Source organism: Citrobacter enshiensis (genome assembly GCF_029338175.1).
GTDB lineage: Bacteria > Pseudomonadota > Gammaproteobacteria > Enterobacterales > Enterobacteriaceae > Citrobacter_D > Citrobacter_D enshiensis.
This window is the reverse complement of record NZ_CP119862.1, coordinates 4,427,445-4,443,471: the sequence shown is the minus strand read 5'-3', so window position 1 is coordinate 4,443,471 and position 16,027 is coordinate 4,427,445. Positions and strand designations below refer to the sequence as shown.

Annotated in this window: 14 protein-coding genes; 4 read left to right on the top strand and 10 right to left on the bottom strand. The window is 52.9% G+C overall.

Annotation, left to right across the window (positions count from 1 at the left end):
- Positions 1–68 precede the first annotated feature (68 nt).
- The 4 genes from phnD to P2W74_RS21150 all read right to left on the bottom strand — a co-directional run bounded on the left by phnD (position 69) and on the right by P2W74_RS21150 (position 2,987).
- Positions 69–1,085: a phosphonate ABC transporter substrate-binding protein gene (gene phnD, locus P2W74_RS21165; RefSeq protein WP_276293107.1), complete on the bottom strand. Its 1,017-nt coding sequence runs from the start codon at positions 1,083–1,085 to the stop codon at positions 69–71.
- Between the two features lie 65 nt (positions 1,086–1,150).
- Positions 1,151–1,939, bottom strand: coding sequence for a phosphonate ABC transporter ATP-binding protein (phnC, locus tag P2W74_RS21160; RefSeq protein ID WP_276293106.1), 789 nt, complete (start codon positions 1,937–1,939; stop codon positions 1,151–1,153).
- 132 nt (positions 1,940–2,071) lie between these two features.
- A complete protein-coding gene (gene yjdN / locus P2W74_RS21155) occupies positions 2,072–2,518 on the bottom strand; it encodes a VOC family metalloprotein YjdN (RefSeq protein WP_276293105.1) in 447 nt (148 codons plus the stop codon).
- Positions 2,519–2,651: 133 nt separating this feature from the next.
- Complete coding sequence (locus tag P2W74_RS21150) at positions 2,652–2,987, bottom strand: zinc ribbon domain-containing protein YjdM (protein WP_096758651.1); 336 nt, start codon at positions 2,985–2,987, stop codon at positions 2,652–2,654.
- 579 nt (positions 2,988–3,566) lie between these two features.
- On the opposite strand from P2W74_RS21150, the gene crfC reads away from it, so the two are divergent.
- Entirely contained in the window at positions 3,567–5,921 is a 2,355-nt protein-coding gene (gene crfC / locus P2W74_RS21145) for a clamp-binding protein CrfC (RefSeq protein WP_276293104.1), read from the top strand.
- Positions 5,918–6,829: a diguanylate cyclase regulator RdcB family protein gene (locus tag P2W74_RS21140; RefSeq protein ID WP_276293103.1), complete on the top strand. Its 912-nt coding sequence runs from the start codon at positions 5,918–5,920 to the stop codon at positions 6,827–6,829. The genes crfC and P2W74_RS21140 overlap by 4 nt, the downstream gene beginning before the upstream one ends.
- Here the strand turns inward: P2W74_RS21140 and kdgT are convergent.
- On the bottom strand, positions 6,826–7,821 hold the full coding sequence (gene kdgT / locus P2W74_RS21135) for a 2-keto-3-deoxygluconate transporter (RefSeq protein ID WP_276293102.1): 996 nt from the start codon (positions 7,819–7,821) through the stop codon (positions 6,826–6,828). The two genes, P2W74_RS21140 and kdgT, sit on opposite strands and share 4 nt — an antisense overlap.
- A 693-nt stretch (positions 7,822–8,514) precedes the next feature.
- Here kdgT and proP point away from each other — a divergent pair.
- Together proP and pmrR are read left to right on the top strand one after the other, a co-directional pair.
- Positions 8,515–10,017, top strand: a complete 1,503-nt coding sequence (gene proP, locus P2W74_RS21130; RefSeq protein ID WP_276293101.1) for a glycine betaine/L-proline transporter ProP — start codon at positions 8,515–8,517, stop codon at positions 10,015–10,017.
- A gap of 71 nt (positions 10,018–10,088) precedes the next feature.
- On the top strand, positions 10,089–10,178 hold the full coding sequence (gene pmrR, locus P2W74_RS21125; protein WP_276293100.1) for an LpxT activity modulator PmrR: 90 nt from the start codon (positions 10,089–10,091) through the stop codon (positions 10,176–10,178).
- Here pmrR and pmrB read toward each other — a convergent pair.
- The 5 genes from pmrB to P2W74_RS21100 form a co-directional block, all read right to left on the bottom strand.
- Positions 10,172–11,254 carry a two-component system sensor histidine kinase PmrB gene (pmrB, locus tag P2W74_RS21120; RefSeq protein ID WP_276293099.1) on the bottom strand — a complete coding sequence of 361 codons (1,083 nt, stop codon included), beginning with the start codon at positions 11,252–11,254 and terminating at the stop codon, positions 10,172–10,174. The genes pmrR and pmrB overlap by 7 nt on opposite strands.
- Entirely contained in the window at positions 11,255–11,923 is a 669-nt protein-coding gene (gene pmrA / locus P2W74_RS21115) for a two-component system response regulator PmrA (protein WP_276293098.1), read from the bottom strand.
- Positions 11,920–13,563: a phosphoethanolamine transferase EptA gene (gene eptA, locus P2W74_RS21110; RefSeq protein WP_276293097.1), complete on the bottom strand. Its 1,644-nt coding sequence runs from the start codon at positions 13,561–13,563 to the stop codon at positions 11,920–11,922. The genes pmrA and eptA overlap by 4 nt, the downstream gene beginning before the upstream one ends.
- 125 nt (positions 13,564–13,688) lie before the next feature.
- Positions 13,689–15,026 (bottom strand): arginine/agmatine antiporter, encoded by a 1,338-nt coding sequence (gene adiC, locus P2W74_RS21105; RefSeq protein ID WP_276293096.1) that lies wholly within the window; start codon positions 15,024–15,026, stop codon positions 13,689–13,691.
- Positions 15,027–15,162: 136 nt separating this feature from the next.
- Positions 15,163–15,924, bottom strand: coding sequence for an AraC family transcriptional regulator (locus tag P2W74_RS21100; protein ID WP_276295245.1), 762 nt, complete (start codon positions 15,922–15,924; stop codon positions 15,163–15,165).
- Positions 15,925–16,027 lie beyond the last annotated feature (103 nt).

Here is a 16,027-nt window from a genome sequence, read left to right as displayed (position 1 = left end):
GATGGCGGCTCCGCCTTATCCGGCCTACGTGTGTAGGCCCGGTAAGCGTCGCGCCACCGGGCAATCTGTTACTGCACCGCTTTATTCACGCTGGTCATCGCACCCAGCGCGGCGGTCAGACGGTCGAGGTCATCCAGCTGCGCCTTAAGCGCCGAGGTTTTGCTGGTTTTCTCTTCCTCGTTCAGTCCTTTGTTGTCCTTCACGCCCTGCATCTCTTTAAACAGCGCCAGCTGGCGAATCGGCACCAGTTGCAGATCGCTGGAGGCGCGGAACGGCGCCCAGCCCAGGCGTTCCAGGGTGGTTTTCTCTTCCGGCGTTTTGCCGTAATTCATGAAGAAGTCGTACACCTTGTCCTTGGTGGTTTCGGAGAGATTCTTACGCCAGACGATCGGATCGCCCGGGATCAGCGGCGACTTCCAGATAACCTTCAGCGCGTTCAGCTTTTCCGGCGCGGAGGTTTTCAGCTTGTCGAGGTTTTCGGTGTTGTTGGTGGCGACATCCACCTGCTTATTGGCGACGGCCAGCGCGTTGGTTTCGTGTCCGGCGTTGACGGTGCGTTTGAAGTCGCTGGCGGCGATGTTGTTTTTGGCGAAGACGTAGTAACCGGGGACGAGGAAGCCTGACGTGGAATTGGGATCGCCGTTACCGAAGGTCAGATCCTTACGTTTGGCGATCAGATCGTTCAGGTTGTTGATCGGACTGTCTTTGTTGACGATCAGCACGCTCCAGTAGCCGGGCGATCCATCGGCGGCGACCGTCTGGGCGAAGACCTGACCGTTGGCGCGATCCACCGCTTCCATCGCTGAGAGGTTGCCGTACCAGGCGATATCGACTTTGTTAAAGCGCATCCCCTGAATGATCCCGGCGTAGTCCGGGGCGAAGAAGGCGTTCACTTTTATGCCCAGTGACTTTTCCATATCCTTCAGGAACGGTTCCCACTGGGGCTTCAGGTTTTGCTGTGATTCGGTCGAAATAATGCCAAAGTTCAGCGCTTTTTCCTGCTCTTCGGCATGAGCCGGACTTAGCAAGGTGCTGATGCTGAACATGCTGGTGAAGGCCAGCGCGGCAACGGCTTTATAGCTCATCTATGTTCCTCACTTAGACATTGTTCCAGGCTATTTCACTTATCTGCCTGGTCTTTTCAGTTAAATTAAGCAGCCTGCGCGTTCTGTTCGACGCGGTTCATGCTGCGGTAGAGATGGTCAAATCTTTCGTTATCAAAGTGCTGGCTGCTGCCGTCATAGAACACGTGTCCCTGGCGCAGTGCGACAATGCGTTCGCAGTAGCGCAGGGCGTAATCCACCTGATGCAGCGTGACGACCACGGTGATGCCGTCGGTCTGATTGATATCGCGCAGGGTGTCCATCACGATGCGCGCGGATTCCGGGTCCAGCGAGGCGATCGGCTCATCGGCCAGAATGACCTTCGCCTGCTGCATCAGAGCGCGGGCGATGGCCACGCGCTGCTGCTGGCCGCCAGAGAGTGTTGAAACGCGTTGATATGCAAAGTGCGCCATCCCGACGCGGGTCAGCGCCTGCAATGCGTGCTGTTTCTGCTCCAGGCTGAACCAGCTAAAACAGGTACGCCAGAACGGCGTGCTGCCGAGTGCACCGATCAGCACGTTCTCGAGTACGGTCAGACGGTTCACCAGATTGAACTGCTGGAAGATGTAACCCGTGTGGGCGCGGCTTTTGCGGATGTCGCGTGCCAGACGGCCTTCGCGCTGGACGGTACGCCCCATTAGCTCCACATGACTGCCTGGCGATTTATCGCCGGTAATCAAACCGCTTAAGTGACGTAAAAGGGTGGATTTGCCGGAACCGGACGGGCCAAGCAGAGCCACCATCTCACCGGAAGCGATGTCCATATCAACGGCGTGTAGCGCCTGCTGCTGATTGAACGTTTTGGAGAGTTTCTCGACACGAATCATCGTTTGCATGGTGCGGCCTCACTAAAAAAGTGGACCCATCGTGGCGGATTAATGTGACGATTTTGTTAAGGGTTGGTGACTTGATGATGAAGAGTTGAGGAGAGATTGATGACAGTACGGGAGGGCGAGCCTCCCGTCAGGTTACTCGGTAGGCTGCGGTTGTTTCACAACGTTAATCATCCACGGCACGCCGTACTGATCGGTCACTTTACCGAATCCGTGCGCCCAGAAGGTTTCTTGCCAGTCCATTTCGATTTGGCCTTTGGCGGCAAGGTTGTCAAACCAGCGTTTTCCTTCTTCGACATTTTGCGTATCAAGCACCAGCGTGAAGCCGGAGTAGTTTGCGTTTCCAGATGCAATTGCATCACTCATCATGATATCGCTACCCGCAATGCGCACGTTGGCGTGGGCGATGGCGGTATCGGGGAACGTCATCCCGGACGGGCAACCGTCTTCGCTGTCCTGCGCCGATTTGGGCATTTCACCGAAGTTGATTTTGTAGAGCAGCTCTGCGCCCAATGTCTGATGGTAGTACGCGATGGCGTCGGCGCAATTGCCGGCAAAAGAGATGTAGGGACTTAACGGCATAATGATTACCTCAGGTAAAAGAAGCCAGTTAAGTGTAGTTCGAATTTTGTACAGTAGGTCCGAATCGCAGCCCGCCATCGGGCAATAAATGCCGGATAGCGGCGGAATGCCTTATCCGGCCTACAAAAGACGATCAGTTCTTTTTCACAAACTCGGATTTCAGCTTCATTGGGCCAAAACCATCAATTTTGCAATCGATGTTATGGTCGCCTTCCACCAGACGGATGTTCTTCACTTTGGTGCCGATCTTCAGCATCGAAGAGCTGCCTTTCACCTTCAGATCTTTAACCACGGTGACGCTGTCGCCGTCTGCCAGCAGATTGCCGTTGGCATCTTTCACAATCAGTTCATCGCTGTCGTGAGCCGGTTCTGCATCGTTCCATTCGTGAGCGCATTCCGGGCAGATGAACATGCCGTTATCTTCGTAGGTATATTCGGAGTTGCATTGTGGGCAATGGGGTAATGACATGTGGATTTCCTCAAAAAGTCAGCAGGGGCAAAAGCGCCCAAATAATGGCAGATTGCCGAAAAAGGCCGCAATTATACATAAAATCCTTAATGTTGTCGGGACTATTCCCCAACTTAAGAATATGCCAACCTGCGGCCGAAGGTCGCGGCGAGAGCAAGAAAAGTATCATGGCGATTTTTTTAAGGGAAATTGCTACGTTTTGCTATTTAAGATAAGGTGAGGTAAACCTTCTGATAATAATGAGCCACCGACGCTAACACGTACTGATTTTTTGTTAGTGAGCGTAATCTTACCCCCCCTAATTTAGGTAGGTAAGAATGACGTTAATGAGTCTGGCATTTTATATATCCATCATAATTCAAGTGACATGTATTCAACGCATCCCTTTATCTTTCTTACGTTTTACGGTAAGCGAGAGGCCCAGCGCCAGCGGTCAGTCAGCATTGATACATTCCTTATTATCATCAGAGGTTTATTTTTTTAAATATTTTCTACACGTAATTAAATATGCCGAAAATTCATAATAAAAATCGCGGCTAAATAAAAGTAATAAAAATTTGCGTTAAGGAAAGATTTTTCATGCACACACAGACAATCTATGAATTAAGTCAGGAAGCCGAGCGTTTGTTATTACTCTCGCTCTCGCATCTCAGGCAATTACCCGCATTTTCACCGACGATGCTGGAGAGTGGGAACGAGGGAAACGAAACGAGTGGGGACAATATTCCGCCCCCGCATTTTAGCGCCCGTGGCATCGCGGCCCAACACGCCATGCTGAACAATGAGTTGCGTAAAATTACGCGGCTGGAAATGGTCCTGGCTATCGTTGGCACCATGAAAGCGGGAAAATCGACGACGATTAACGCAATTGTCGGAACGGAAGTGTTACCCAATCGCAATCGCCCGATGACCGCACTGCCGACGTTGATTCGTCACACTCCGGGTCAGCAGGAACCGGTGCTGCTTTTTTCCCATGTCGCCCCGATTGATTCGCTGATGCACACGTTGCAACAACGACTGCAAGCGTGCGATCGCCAGCATCTGACACTGGCGCTGGAAATCGACAAAGACATGAATAGCCTCATCCAGCGCATTGAACAAGGCGAGGCGTTCGAGCGTCATTACCTGGGCGCACAGCCTATTTTCCACTGTCTGAAGAGCCTGAACGATCTGGTGCGTTTGTCAAAAGCGCTGGAGGTTGATTTTCCGTTTTCCGCCTACGCCGCCATTGAACATATTCCGGTGATTGAGGTTGAGTTTGTGCATCTGGCGGGGCTGGAGAATGCGCCGGGGCAATTGACTTTACTGGATACGCCAGGGCCAAACGAAGCTGGACAACCCCACCTGCAAACCATGCTTAACGAACAGCTGGCCCGCGCTTCTGCGGTGCTGGCGGTGATGGACTACACCCAACTGAAGTCGATCTCCGATGACGAGGTGCGCCAGGCAATCGCCGCGGTGGGTAAATCCGTCCCGCTGTATGCGCTGGTGAACAAGTTCGATCAAAAAGACCGTAACAGTGATGATGCTGAACAGGTCCGGGCGATGATTTCCGGTACGTTGATGAAGGGCAGTATTACGCCGGGGAAAATTTATCCGGTTTCTTCGATGTGGGGATATCTGGCGAATCGGGCGCGCCACGAACTGACGGTACACGGTCGGTTGCCTGACCCCCAGGAACAACGCTGGGTTCAGGATTTTGCGGAGGCCGCGCTTGGTCGGCGCTGGCGAATGGCCGATCTTGACGATATTGAACACATTCGCCATGCGGCTGATTTGCTGTGGGAGGATTCGCTGTTTGAACATCCGATGCAAACGTTCATTCAGGCGGCGTACGCCAATGCCTCGCTTTATGCTCTGCGCTCGGCTTCGCATAAGTTATTAAATTATGCCCAGAGCACGCGCGCGTATCTGGATTTTCGCTTTCACGGCCTGACGGTTGCGCAAGAAAAGCTGCAGGTGAATATCACCCGGGTCGAAGAGGATTTGCAGCAGTTACGGGCAAGTCAGGCGTCCGTAGGCGATGAAGTGCGCCACGAAGTTGCGTTGGCGATGGACGCGGCTAACACATTGCTGAACCAGCAAGAAGCAGACATTTTACGCGACATCGGGACCTTCTTCAGAGTGGAAAAGGTGGTGGCGATGTCAAAACACGACACGTTTTCACCGGTAGCGGAAGCCGAAATAGAAGGCGAAATGCTGGTGTTGCACGACGAAAGTCAGGCGCAGGTCGTCTTAAGCAAGATCCGTGCGTCCTGTGAGGTCGTGTTGTTAAAGGCGCAGGAGAATGTCGGCCGTGAGCTGGCGTTGCGCTTTGAGCAACTTGAATCGACGCTGGCGCGGGTGTTTACGGATGCGATGCGCCCGATTGAAGCGCGGGTTAAAGAGGCGCTGAGTCATGCCGGTTTTCGGGCGCGGATCAGCTTCCCGGCATTTCATGCTGCTCTGCTTAACTTCAATACCCGGCCATTGTTCAATGAGGCGATCACCCAGGAGAACCTGCAAGACGTGCAGAATCCGCGTAGCGCAAGCGTGCGCAAGACTTTCTCACGCTGGCTGAACCAGCCCAACTGGGGGGGCCGTGATTATGTGGAAGCAAAAGCGCGTTATCTCATTGATCTAAATACCTTGCATGCAAGTCTTGATGAGTATGTCCGCCGCTTTTGCCAACAAATCCGCAAAGCGTTGGCCGCTCAGGTCGATGTTGCTGTTACGGCAGGCATGACGACGTTTTTTGCTGACTTTTCACAGTGTCTGTCGGGACTGCAGGAGAGCCTGCGAGAAAGCCTGACGATGCGGCAACAGCATGAATCTGCGGTGGCGGCGCTGAGCCAGCAATTGCAACACAGTATTTCTACCGTGGCGTGGATATACGAGGACTCCCGCCTGTTGCGTGACGATATCCAAACCCTTTTTGCGACTGAGCAGACATGACAAATACGTTACGGGAAGGTCCGGGGCGGATGCTGGAATGTATTCACCCGAAGTTTATGGTTTCTCTGGTTCAGGGAGAAGAACTCAAACGGACTGGCGGTACGTTGCGACAGCAGCCGTTTCGCGATCGCCTGCTGCAAGAGATGTTGGCCCACGCGCAGCCTGGCACATGGGTGATGACCGGGGGGGGCAGCGAGCATTTGCTGATGCGTCTCACGCTGATGGAAAAACTGGCGGGGATGTTTGATCCCGGCCATCTGGCGCTGACCCGTATTGCTCATCATCTGACCCTGTTGCAACACAGCGAACGTCCCCGCGGGTACGCTATTCCGGGCATCCTGCAGCAACTCGACGCCCTGACCGACGGGTTTACCCGGCGCTGCGCGTACAAAGAAAAGGCGCTGACGCAACGGGGGTTGACGGTGCAGGCGGGAGAGCACAGCGAGCAGATTTTTACCCGCTGGCGAGCCGGAGCATACGACGGCTGGTCGTTGCCGGGGCGCTGTTTTGTCGCGCTTGAGGAGCTACTGTGGGGCGCTTTCGGCGATGCCTGCCGTTTGGCCAATGCCGACGTCGTATCGATGCTGAAAGACAATTTGTGCGCGATGGCCAGTCACGCGCTGGCGCGCAGTATTCACGCCGCACCGACAACCCGCCATTACTACTCTCAGTGGCTCAATACGCCTAATACCCAGGGAACAAACGACGATAATGACCTGTTGAGCTGGCTTGGAGACTGGTGTGATGCCGACAAACATCCGGTGTGCTGGTCCGTGACGCAGCGCTGGAAAAATGTGGCGTTAGGGATGCCGAGACTCTGTTCGGCGCAGCGGCTGGCGCATGCGATGGTGGAGGAGATATTTGCGCCGTCCCCTCTGGTTAGCCCAGAGGGGACGGAGAGGATTTAGTGATTTAAGGAGTCAGCCGGTTGCTCTGCGACGCTTTTTGTGGCGACGTTACCGAAGCGTTTGGCGTACAGGGCGGTGATAATCGGCACCAGAATCGCGGTCACAATCACGCTGGCGGCGACCAGAGCGGTGGCCGACGCGGCAACCGGTTCAAATGCCGGGTTAATTTGCGCGATGATCACCGGGTTGGCGACGGCAGCGCCGGCTGCGGAAGAGGCCGCGACGCCTGCTGTACCGTTCCCGCCACCGATCACACGGTCAGCGATAATCAGCGGAATACCGGTGATGATGATCACCGCCACACCCAGCACGATACCCAGCAGACCGGTGTCCATAATCACACTCAGGTTGATGGTGTTACCGAGCGCGAAGCCGAAGAACGGAATCAGTACTGGCGTGGCTTTGCTGAAGAAATCACGGAAGTCTTTATCAAGGTTACCCAGCGCAAAACCGATCAGGAACGGCAGGATAGCACCCACAAAATGGTGGGGTTCAAACGATGCCAGACCCGCAGAGCCCAGGATAAGCATGGTCATCAACGGACCGGATTCCAGAGACATCAGAACGAAGGCGCCAGACTCTTCTTTGGTGCCATACTGGTTCATCAGGCTGGCATACAGACCGCCGTTGGTCATGTCCATCGCGGAGACAATCGCCAGAACGGACAGACCGGCGAAGAAACCGGTTTGAATCCCGTTTTCCGGAATAAACATGGCACAGATCATTGCCACAGCCCAGGCAACGGCGATTTTGGTGATCACCAGCGTCCCGGATTTACGTAACACGGTACCCGTGGCACGCAAGTTAATAGAGGCGCCAATACAGAAGAACCATACCGCCAGAATCGGCACGGTACCGGTAATCATCCCTTTGGTAAAACCACCGAAATAAGCACCGGTACTGGGTGCCAGAGTATTCAGGATGGCACCCAGTACCAGAGGAACCAGCATCATCCCGCCAGGGATACGTTCAATCGTGGCTTTAATTTTCATAAGCGTCCTCACAACTTGTCGCACGGACAAGTCAATAAATTATATTAATTTCAAAATCTTATATTGCTAAGGAAGCGAAGGAGCGCCTCCTTCTCTTTGCGTGCACAAATTGGATGCGGTCTTTTAACTGTGTGTCGCGATCCCCAGAGATGTTGTGTCTGCTGTCATCTTGCATTCTCTGGAATTACGATTCAATCAAAATAAAACGGCGTTTTAGTTACCTGTATCACATATTTTATGGAAACATTTCCGGATGCCATGAAATATTAAAAATGCTGTGAATGCTTTGTAAAAAGAGAGGATTGGTTTTTACCTGGTAGCTTAATAATGACGGCAGTGATATTTCATTTTCATAGGTAAATGATCGACGCGTTCGAGTGTCAATAAACGCTATTTTGCGTAAGCAAAAAATCGACTGAGAATGACCTTATTTACAGTTGATGACGAAGAGAACATATATGTGTGAAGTTGATCACACATTTAAACGCTGGTAGGGTAAAGAAGTCATTAACCGCCCAATCAGGCGTCAACAGGTTCGGTTGTACAGGCCTTAAACGGTCAGTGGAAGTAAACCTGCTACGCTTGTTACAACGTCTGCATCCGTGCAGACCCCACGCTCGACGGTGACGTTAGCGCGTATTGCGCCAATGAATTCGATATGTAGCGAGACGGGCTTAGTCTACGAGGACAGCTATGCTGAAAAGGAAAAAAATAAAACCGATCACGCTTCGCGACGTGACCATCATTGATGACGGGAAATTGCGTAAAGCGATTACCGCAGCTTCACTGGGTAACGCGATGGAGTGGTTTGATTTTGGTGTTTATGGCTTTGTTGCCTATGCGTTAGGTAAAGTATTCTTTCCGGGGGCCGACCCCAGCGTGCAGATGATTGCCGCGCTTGCCACCTTCTCCGTTCCCTTCCTGATTCGACCGCTTGGCGGATTGTTCTTCGGTATGTTGGGCGATAAATATGGTCGCCAGAAGATCCTCGCTATCACCATTGTGATTATGTCGATCAGTACCTTCTGTATCGGGTTGATTCCCTCGTATGCCTCCATTGGCATCTGGGCGCCCATCCTGCTGTTGCTGTGTAAGATGGCGCAGGGGTTCTCAGTGGGCGGCGAATATACCGGGGCGTCGATTTTTGTCGCCGAGTATTCGCCCGACCGTAAACGCGGGTTTATGGGCAGCTGGCTGGATTTTGGCTCCATTGCGGGATTTGTGCTTGGCGCGGGGGTCGTCGTCCTGATTTCGACCGTGGTCGGCGAAGAAAACTTCCTCGATTGGGGCTGGCGTATTCCGTTCTTCATTGCGCTGCCGTTAGGGATTATTGGTCTCTATTTGCGCCATGCGCTGGAAGAAACTCCGGCGTTTCAGCAGCACGTTGAAAAGCTGGAGCAGGGCGACCGCGAAGGGTTGCAGGACGGCCCTAAAGTGTCGTTTAAAGAGATTGCCACGAAGCACTGGCGTAGCCTGCTGACCTGTATTGGTCTGGTGATTGCAACCAACGTCACGTACTACATGCTGCTGACGTACATGCCGAGCTATCTCTCGCATAACCTGCATTATTCTGAAGATCACGGCGTGTTGATTATCATCGCCATTATGGTCGGGATGCTGTTTGTACAGCCGATGATGGGGCTGCTGAGTGACCGTTATGGCCGCCGTCCGTTTATCATCCTGGGAAGCGTTGCGCTGTTCGCGCTGGCGATCCCGGCCTTTATGCTGATCAACAGTAATGTTATCGGTCTGATTTTTGCCGGTTTGCTGATGCTGGCGGTGATCCTCAACTGCTTCATCGGGGTGATGGCCTCGACGTTACCGGCGATGTTCCCGACGCACATTCGTTACAGTGCGCTGGCGGCGGCGTTTAATATTTCGGTACTGATTGCCGGTCTGACGCCAACGCTGGCGGCCTGGCTGGTGGAAAGTTCGCAGAATCTGATGATGCCTGCCTATTACCTGATGGTGATTGCGCTGATTGGCTTTGCGACCGGAATCACCATGAAAGAGACCGCGAACCTTCCGCTGAAAGGCGCGACGCCAGCGGCGTCGGATATTCAGGAAGCGAAAGAAATTTTGCGCGAGCATCACGATAATATCGAACACAAAATCGAAGATATCGATCAGGAAATTGCTGAGTTGCAGGCGAAACGCTCGCGTCTGGTACAGCAGCATCCGCGTATTGATGAGTGATACGTAAATACTTAAGGTTCACTTAATCTCTATTATGCACACTCTCCTCCAGCGTCCCGGAGGAGAGTGTGATGAAAAAGCGTGTTTACGAAAGTTTGACCACCGTGTTCAGCATCATGATCGTCTGCAGTTTTGCCTACATTTGGGTGACAACCTACTGATCTTTCTTCAGTATGACCCAGGCACGCGTGCCTGATGTTCCTTCACGGTTGTGCAAGAAGAACTGCCCGTGATGCAGTTGCGTGATGCGACTGACAATACTGAGCCCCAACCCAATCCCGCCGTACCGGCTGTCCATGCGAACAAAGGCTTCGCTGAGCTTCCCACATTTACTTTCATCAATCCCCGGACCTTCGTCTTCAACGGCCATAATGGCGTCGTTATCGGTCTTGAGACTGATCGTAATGGTTGTCCCTTTCGGGCTGTAACGGTGCGCGTTTTCGACCAGATTGCGCAGCAACATACGCAGCAGCGTGGCGTCGCCGCGTACCGTGACATCTTCTGCGCTGTCTGGCAGTAGCAGCGTTTGCTGGCGTTGATCCAGCATGGTGCTCAGCTCGTCATAAGAGGGCAGGATCACGTCATCCAGTAGCTTCACATGCTGATAATTTCCAGATGAGAACGACTGGCCGACACGGGCGAGTTGCAGCAATTGAGATACGCTATCCATCATTTGGTCGAGACGGGCCACCAACGGCGCGACATCCACATTATGCGCTTTAGAGAGCAATTCCAGATGCAGACGTACCCCGGAAAGCGGGGTACGTAATTCGTGGGCAACATCGGCGGTGAACAGGCGTTCATTCTCAAGCGTGGTGGTCAATCGGGTAACCAGTTGATTCAGCGCGGTGACCACCGCGTCGATCTCAATGGTGGTGCTGTGAATGTCGATTGGGGTCAGATTGTCCGCCGTACGCGTTTCCAGCTCTTTTTGCAGGTCGGCAAGCGGGCGGGTAATGCGCCGGACCGCCTGATAACAGATGATGAGCGCCAGACTGACCATAAACACGGCGGGGACGATCAGGCTGGCCACCGCTTCACGGATCTCATGCATGATGTGGCGGTCATTATTACGATTCTCGCGCAGCGCCTGTTCGAAAAGCTGAATCTGCTCGATGCTTTCGTGCCAGAGCCAGAAGGTGCTGATCAACTGAAATACCAGCAGAATCAGGCCGATGGTGAGCATCAGACGCTGACGAAGGGTCATTTGTCTGTGCAGAAAACGCGTCAGGTTCACTTAGCTTTCCTCAGCGACAACCAGCATGTAGCCAAACCCCCGAACGGTGCGGATACGTGATTTCCCCACTTTGTCACGCAGGTTGTGAATATGCACCTCCAGCGTATTGGTCGACGGCTCGTTGTCCCAGTTGTAAATGTCGTTGTACAAAATTTCGCGATGCACCGGGCTGCCTGCTTTGAGCATCAACCGTGACAGCAACGCATACTCTTTTGGCGTTAAAATCAGTTCTTGTCCGTTTGACCAGACCTGGCGACGCCCTAAATTCAGCGTCAGATTACCGACAACCAGCTCACTCTCACCCTGATTGTTGTGGCGACGCAGCAACGCCCGAATGCGCGCGTGCAGCTCTTCCAGCGCGAACGGTTTGACCAGGTAGTCGTCGGCACCGACATCCAGCCCGGAGACACGATCGTTGAGCGTGTCGCGGGCGGTGAGGATCAGCACCGGGAGGGTGTATTTTTTCTGCCGGATGCGGGCCAGAAAATGCAGTCCATCTTCGTCAGGCAACCCCAGGTCCAGAACCACCAGACTGTAATGACCGGTCTCCAGACAATGCTCTGCGGCGCGTGCAGTGGAGACGCCATCGCAGGCATATCCTTCTGTTTGCGCGGCCAGAATCAGTCCCTGCAATAACAACGTATCGTCTTCAACAATCAGAATTTTCATTCAGTTAGCCTCCGGCAAGGTTGCAGAATATCATCTGCGGCCTGGTAATACTTCGTCTGCACGCCCGTTAATCCCAGCATGGTCGAGAAAAGATTGTCCTGGGAGAAATCTTGCGAGCTTGCCTGTTTTTGTAAACACGTCTGGTCCACCTGATAGCGCTTTTGATAATCATCAGAAAGCCAGAGCAGCATCGGCACATGTTTTTGGGTATCCGGGGCAATGGCGTAAGGCAGACCGTGGAGATAAACGCCGTTCTCTCCTAAGGACTCGCCGTGGTCGGAAAGATAAACCAGACTGGTGGTGAAATTATCCTGATGTGATTTCAGTATATTGATAGATTTATCAACAATATAGTCAATGTACAGAATGGTATTATCGTAGGTGTTCACTAACTGCTGCTGTGAACAGGTCTGGATTTCGTTGGTGTCGCAGGTCGGGGTAAATTTCCTGAACTGCGGCGGATAACGGTTGTAATAGGTCGGACCGTGGCTGCCAATGGTATGCAGGACAATGACGCCATCCCCCTGTAGCGAGTTGATGTACTCTTCCAGACCGTGGAAGAGGACTTCGTCATAACATTCACCCTCAATACACTGCCCCGGCAAATTCAGTACCGTCATATCCTGATGAGGAACACGGTCACACGCGCCCTTACAGCCGCCGTCGTTGTCGTTCCACAGCACGTTAATGCCCGCACGCTGGATGATATCCAGTAACCCTTCCTGATGATGCGCCAGCTCTTCGTCATAGTGTTTACGCGGCATACCGGAGAACATACACGGCACGGAAATCGCCGTCGCGGTACCGCAAGAGGTGGTGTGGGGGAAATAGACCACGTTGTCTTTTTCCAGACGCGGATTGGTCTGGCGAGAATAACCCGACAACGAGAAGTTATCGCCGCGAGATGTTTCGCCAACAATCAGGATGGTCAGGTTTTTACGCGGTTCTTTGAGCATCAGCGGGTTGCGATGGGCATCCTCGCCAATGCGTACCAGCGGCAGGTTGGCGAGACGCTGGTGTGAATACCAGGACGAGGTCGCGACAATGCTGCTCGACGGGCTCAACGCTTTGATGAGCTGCTTATTATTGCGAAACAGCGACGCGTAATCTTTGTAGAAAAAGAGGGCGACCAGCAGAATCAGCAACACGGAAATCAACACGCTGACGGCGCGATACATCACACCGCGTAACGCTGGCGTGGTCGGTTTGATTTTGATCCAGCAGGCGACGATGGCGGCCAGAATGCCGCTCAGGCCCAGTGTGAGCACCATTTTCGGCGTCATCAGGGCGTATGTTTCCGCCGGCGTGGTATCGATCATGTTGGTGATCATCGAGCGGTCAATGATGATGCCGTAGGTCATGATGAAGTACTGCGCCGCCGCGCCAACCAGAATGAACAGGCAGGCCAACGGGCGATTCAGCCACAGGAAGGAGGCCAGCGTCAGCGCAATATTCATCACGCTGAAGGACACCACCGGCATGGATAAAAACACCAGCACGTTGCGCAGGGAGTCCAGCGGTAAGTCCTGCAATACCTGCTTATAGAAGGCAATGTTCAGACAGATGGAAATATAGAATGAGACCAGCAGGAGCCAGGAAATTTGTCCGAGAGTCGGTCTTCTAAAAAGGCGCTTTAACATTAGGGAAGTTCCATCAACTAAGTGGCGCAGATCCTCGCAAAGTAAAGTTAAGCCAACCTTAAGAACTTAAGGTTAGTGATTTGCCCGATAAGCTCGCGCCATCGGGCAACAACGAACGACAAAGGTTAATTTCGTTCAACCGGAGCATTCAGCGGATACGGGTTTTTGTGGATCCGGTTGTAGTTCAGCGCGTACAGCGCGGTAATGATCATCAGCGTCACGAACGACCACATCACTTCTTTCGCGCCAGAGCCGATGACCGCCCAGATGCAGTAGACAAACGCCACAAAGGTCACCAGCAGGTAGAGCGGACGCGCTTTACCAAAGTGGCCGTGGCCCAGCAGCAACAGGGCGGCACAGGTATACAGGTACGGCACCAGCGTGAAGATGACCGACACCGAAGAGACCAGGCCAAACTCTTTTGCCGCGTTGGGGGACATGCTGCTGAACTGGAAAATCGTCATCAGAATACCGACAATAATCAGCCCGGCGACCGGGGTTCCCGCTTTGTTCACGCGGGCGAAAATGGGCGGAAATAGCCCGTCGTCGGCGGCCGCTTTCGCCGTCTGACCGGCAAGCAGTGTCCAGCCGCCCAGAGAGCCTAAACAGCCTGCCGCCGCACAGAAGGAGACAATGGCACCGGCGGTATTCCCCAGCGCCATGCGTGCGGCGTCACCGAAAGGTGAGGCTGAAACACGCAGGGCGGCGTTGGGGATCATCCCCATAATGGCCGTGGTGGAGAGGACGTAACAAACGGCGGCAATCAGCACCCCGCCAATGGTGGCAATGGGGACGTTGCGTTTTGGGTTTTTCACTACGCCTGCCGCAACGGAGGCGCTTTCTACCCCAATAAACGACCACAGCGTGACGCTCAACGTGCTTTGAATCGCACCGAAGGTGTTCATGCCGCTGACGTTCCAGGCGGCCATATAGGTTTCACCCCGGAACCAGAACCAGCCAAAGACCGCGATCCCCACGATCGGCACCAGCGCCAGGATGGTCGCAACAGCCTGCACGCGGGTGATCATTTTCGGCCCGACAATGTTGAGCAGAACGAAGATCCACAGAACCACGACGCAGGTGAGCGTCAGTACCAGCGGATCTTTCAGGATCGGGAAGAAGTAGCTCAGATAACCGACGCCAATGACCACCATGGCAATGTTACCGATCCAGCAGGCTAACCAGTACAGAACGTTAGTTTGATAACCCAAAAAAGGGCCGAAGCAGCGGCGTGCGTAAGCGTAGGAACCACCGGGACTGGGATCTAAGGACGACATTTTGGCGTAGACCATCGACAGCGCCAGCGCGCCAATAATCGTCACCAGCCATCCGTAGATTGCAATCCCGCCGGTTGAAGCAAGGTTTGCGGGAAGCAGGAATACCCCTGAACCCATAATATTCCCCGACACCATAAGGGTGACGGGGATTAAGCCCACTTTGTGAGCATCAGCATCCGTCGACATGTTTATCTCCTGGAAAGGTGAATCGCTACGTTAAAGTACGACGTATGATACGCCCTCAGGAGACCGCTTATTTATTAGCGGGCCGGGTTATCGCCAATGCTGATATTATTGTGGCTCATCGTAAATCGGGGGATGATTAAATGGCCCGATGTTCCCGGTGCTGGCTGACATAATGCAGTGGCGTCATACCATAGAACTCTTTAAATACCGAAATAAAGTACGATGTACTGCTATATCCGCACAGTTGAGAAACCTGTGAGATATTTTTGTCATCCATCAGTAATTGATTCAATGCGTAACGCATACGACAAGTTGTGATAATTTGGCTATAACTTGTGTTTTCATTTTTGAGCTTTTTCTTTAACAAACTCGGGCTCAAACATAAACAACTGGCCACCATGCTTAAATTCCAGTCTTTATGGATATCACTCTGAATGATGTGGTAAACACTGTCGCTGATGCGGCTGCGCAGCATATGCATCAATAACGAAATGAATTTTTTGCTGTCGAGAAAGCGTGATAATACGGTGAACAGCAGCGAGCGGGTGCGTTCTTTTTCACTCTCATTTTGTGATTCCGCTATGCTATGCGCGGCCGCGACGCGGAAGACATCCGGTGTCAGGCAAACGGCAGTCAGCAAGGGGGTTGCGGAGCGTTGCCAGACCGGAACCTGTGAAAGGTCTTTATTTAGAAAACGCAGATAGTCTTTAATGATGTCACGACTGATGTGCACCACCAGAGAATTATTGAGCGAGGAAACATCAATGATGTTATTTTCGCAGGCAAGCAGCGCCATATGGTTTGCCTTTAAATTGACTGCCTCTTTGCCATTGACTCTCAGCCAGACATCTTTCTCAGTTAATACCACTATGCAAGGTTTGTTGCTGCAAATTCTCATACCCGAACTCCTGGAATATGAACATAAAATACCGGATCTCGCCAAAGGAGAGAGATACCGGGAGATAATTTCAATTGTATGATGAATCAATTGCTGCAATAAA

Excerpts from the sequence above, each read along its gene's own strand:
- phnD (WP_276293107.1), bottom strand. The coding sequence starts at position 1,085 with ATGAGCTATAAAGCCGTTGCCGCGCTGGCCTTCACCAGCATGTTCAGC.
- P2W74_RS21100 (WP_276295245.1), bottom strand. The coding sequence starts at position 15,924 with ATGAGAATTTGCAGCAACAAACCTTGCATAGTGGTATTAACTGAGAAA.
- adiC (WP_276293096.1), bottom strand. The coding sequence starts at position 15,026 with ATGTCGACGGATGCTGATGCTCACAAAGTGGGCTTAATCCCCGTCACC.
- crfC (WP_276293104.1), top strand. The coding sequence starts at position 3,567 with ATGCACACACAGACAATCTATGAATTAAGTCAGGAAGCCGAGCGTTTG.
- phnC (WP_276293106.1), bottom strand. The coding sequence starts at position 1,939 with ATGCAAACGATGATTCGTGTCGAGAAACTCTCCAAAACGTTCAATCAG.
- yjdN (WP_276293105.1), bottom strand. The coding sequence starts at position 2,518 with ATGCCGTTAAGTCCCTACATCTCTTTTGCCGGCAATTGCGCCGACGCC.
- pmrA (WP_276293098.1), bottom strand. The coding sequence starts at position 11,923 with ATGAAAATTCTGATTGTTGAAGACGATACGTTGTTATTGCAGGGACTG.
- kdgT (WP_276293102.1), bottom strand. The coding sequence starts at position 7,821 with ATGAAAATTAAAGCCACGATTGAACGTATCCCTGGCGGGATGATGCTG.
- proP (WP_276293101.1), top strand. The coding sequence starts at position 8,515 with ATGCTGAAAAGGAAAAAAATAAAACCGATCACGCTTCGCGACGTGACC.
- pmrR (WP_276293100.1), top strand. The coding sequence starts at position 10,089 with ATGAAAAAGCGTGTTTACGAAAGTTTGACCACCGTGTTCAGCATCATG.
- P2W74_RS21150 (WP_096758651.1), bottom strand. The coding sequence starts at position 2,987 with ATGTCATTACCCCATTGCCCACAATGCAACTCCGAATATACCTACGAA.
- P2W74_RS21140 (WP_276293103.1), top strand. The coding sequence starts at position 5,918 with ATGACAAATACGTTACGGGAAGGTCCGGGGCGGATGCTGGAATGTATT.
- eptA (WP_276293097.1), bottom strand. The coding sequence starts at position 13,563 with ATGTTAAAGCGCCTTTTTAGAAGACCGACTCTCGGACAAATTTCCTGG.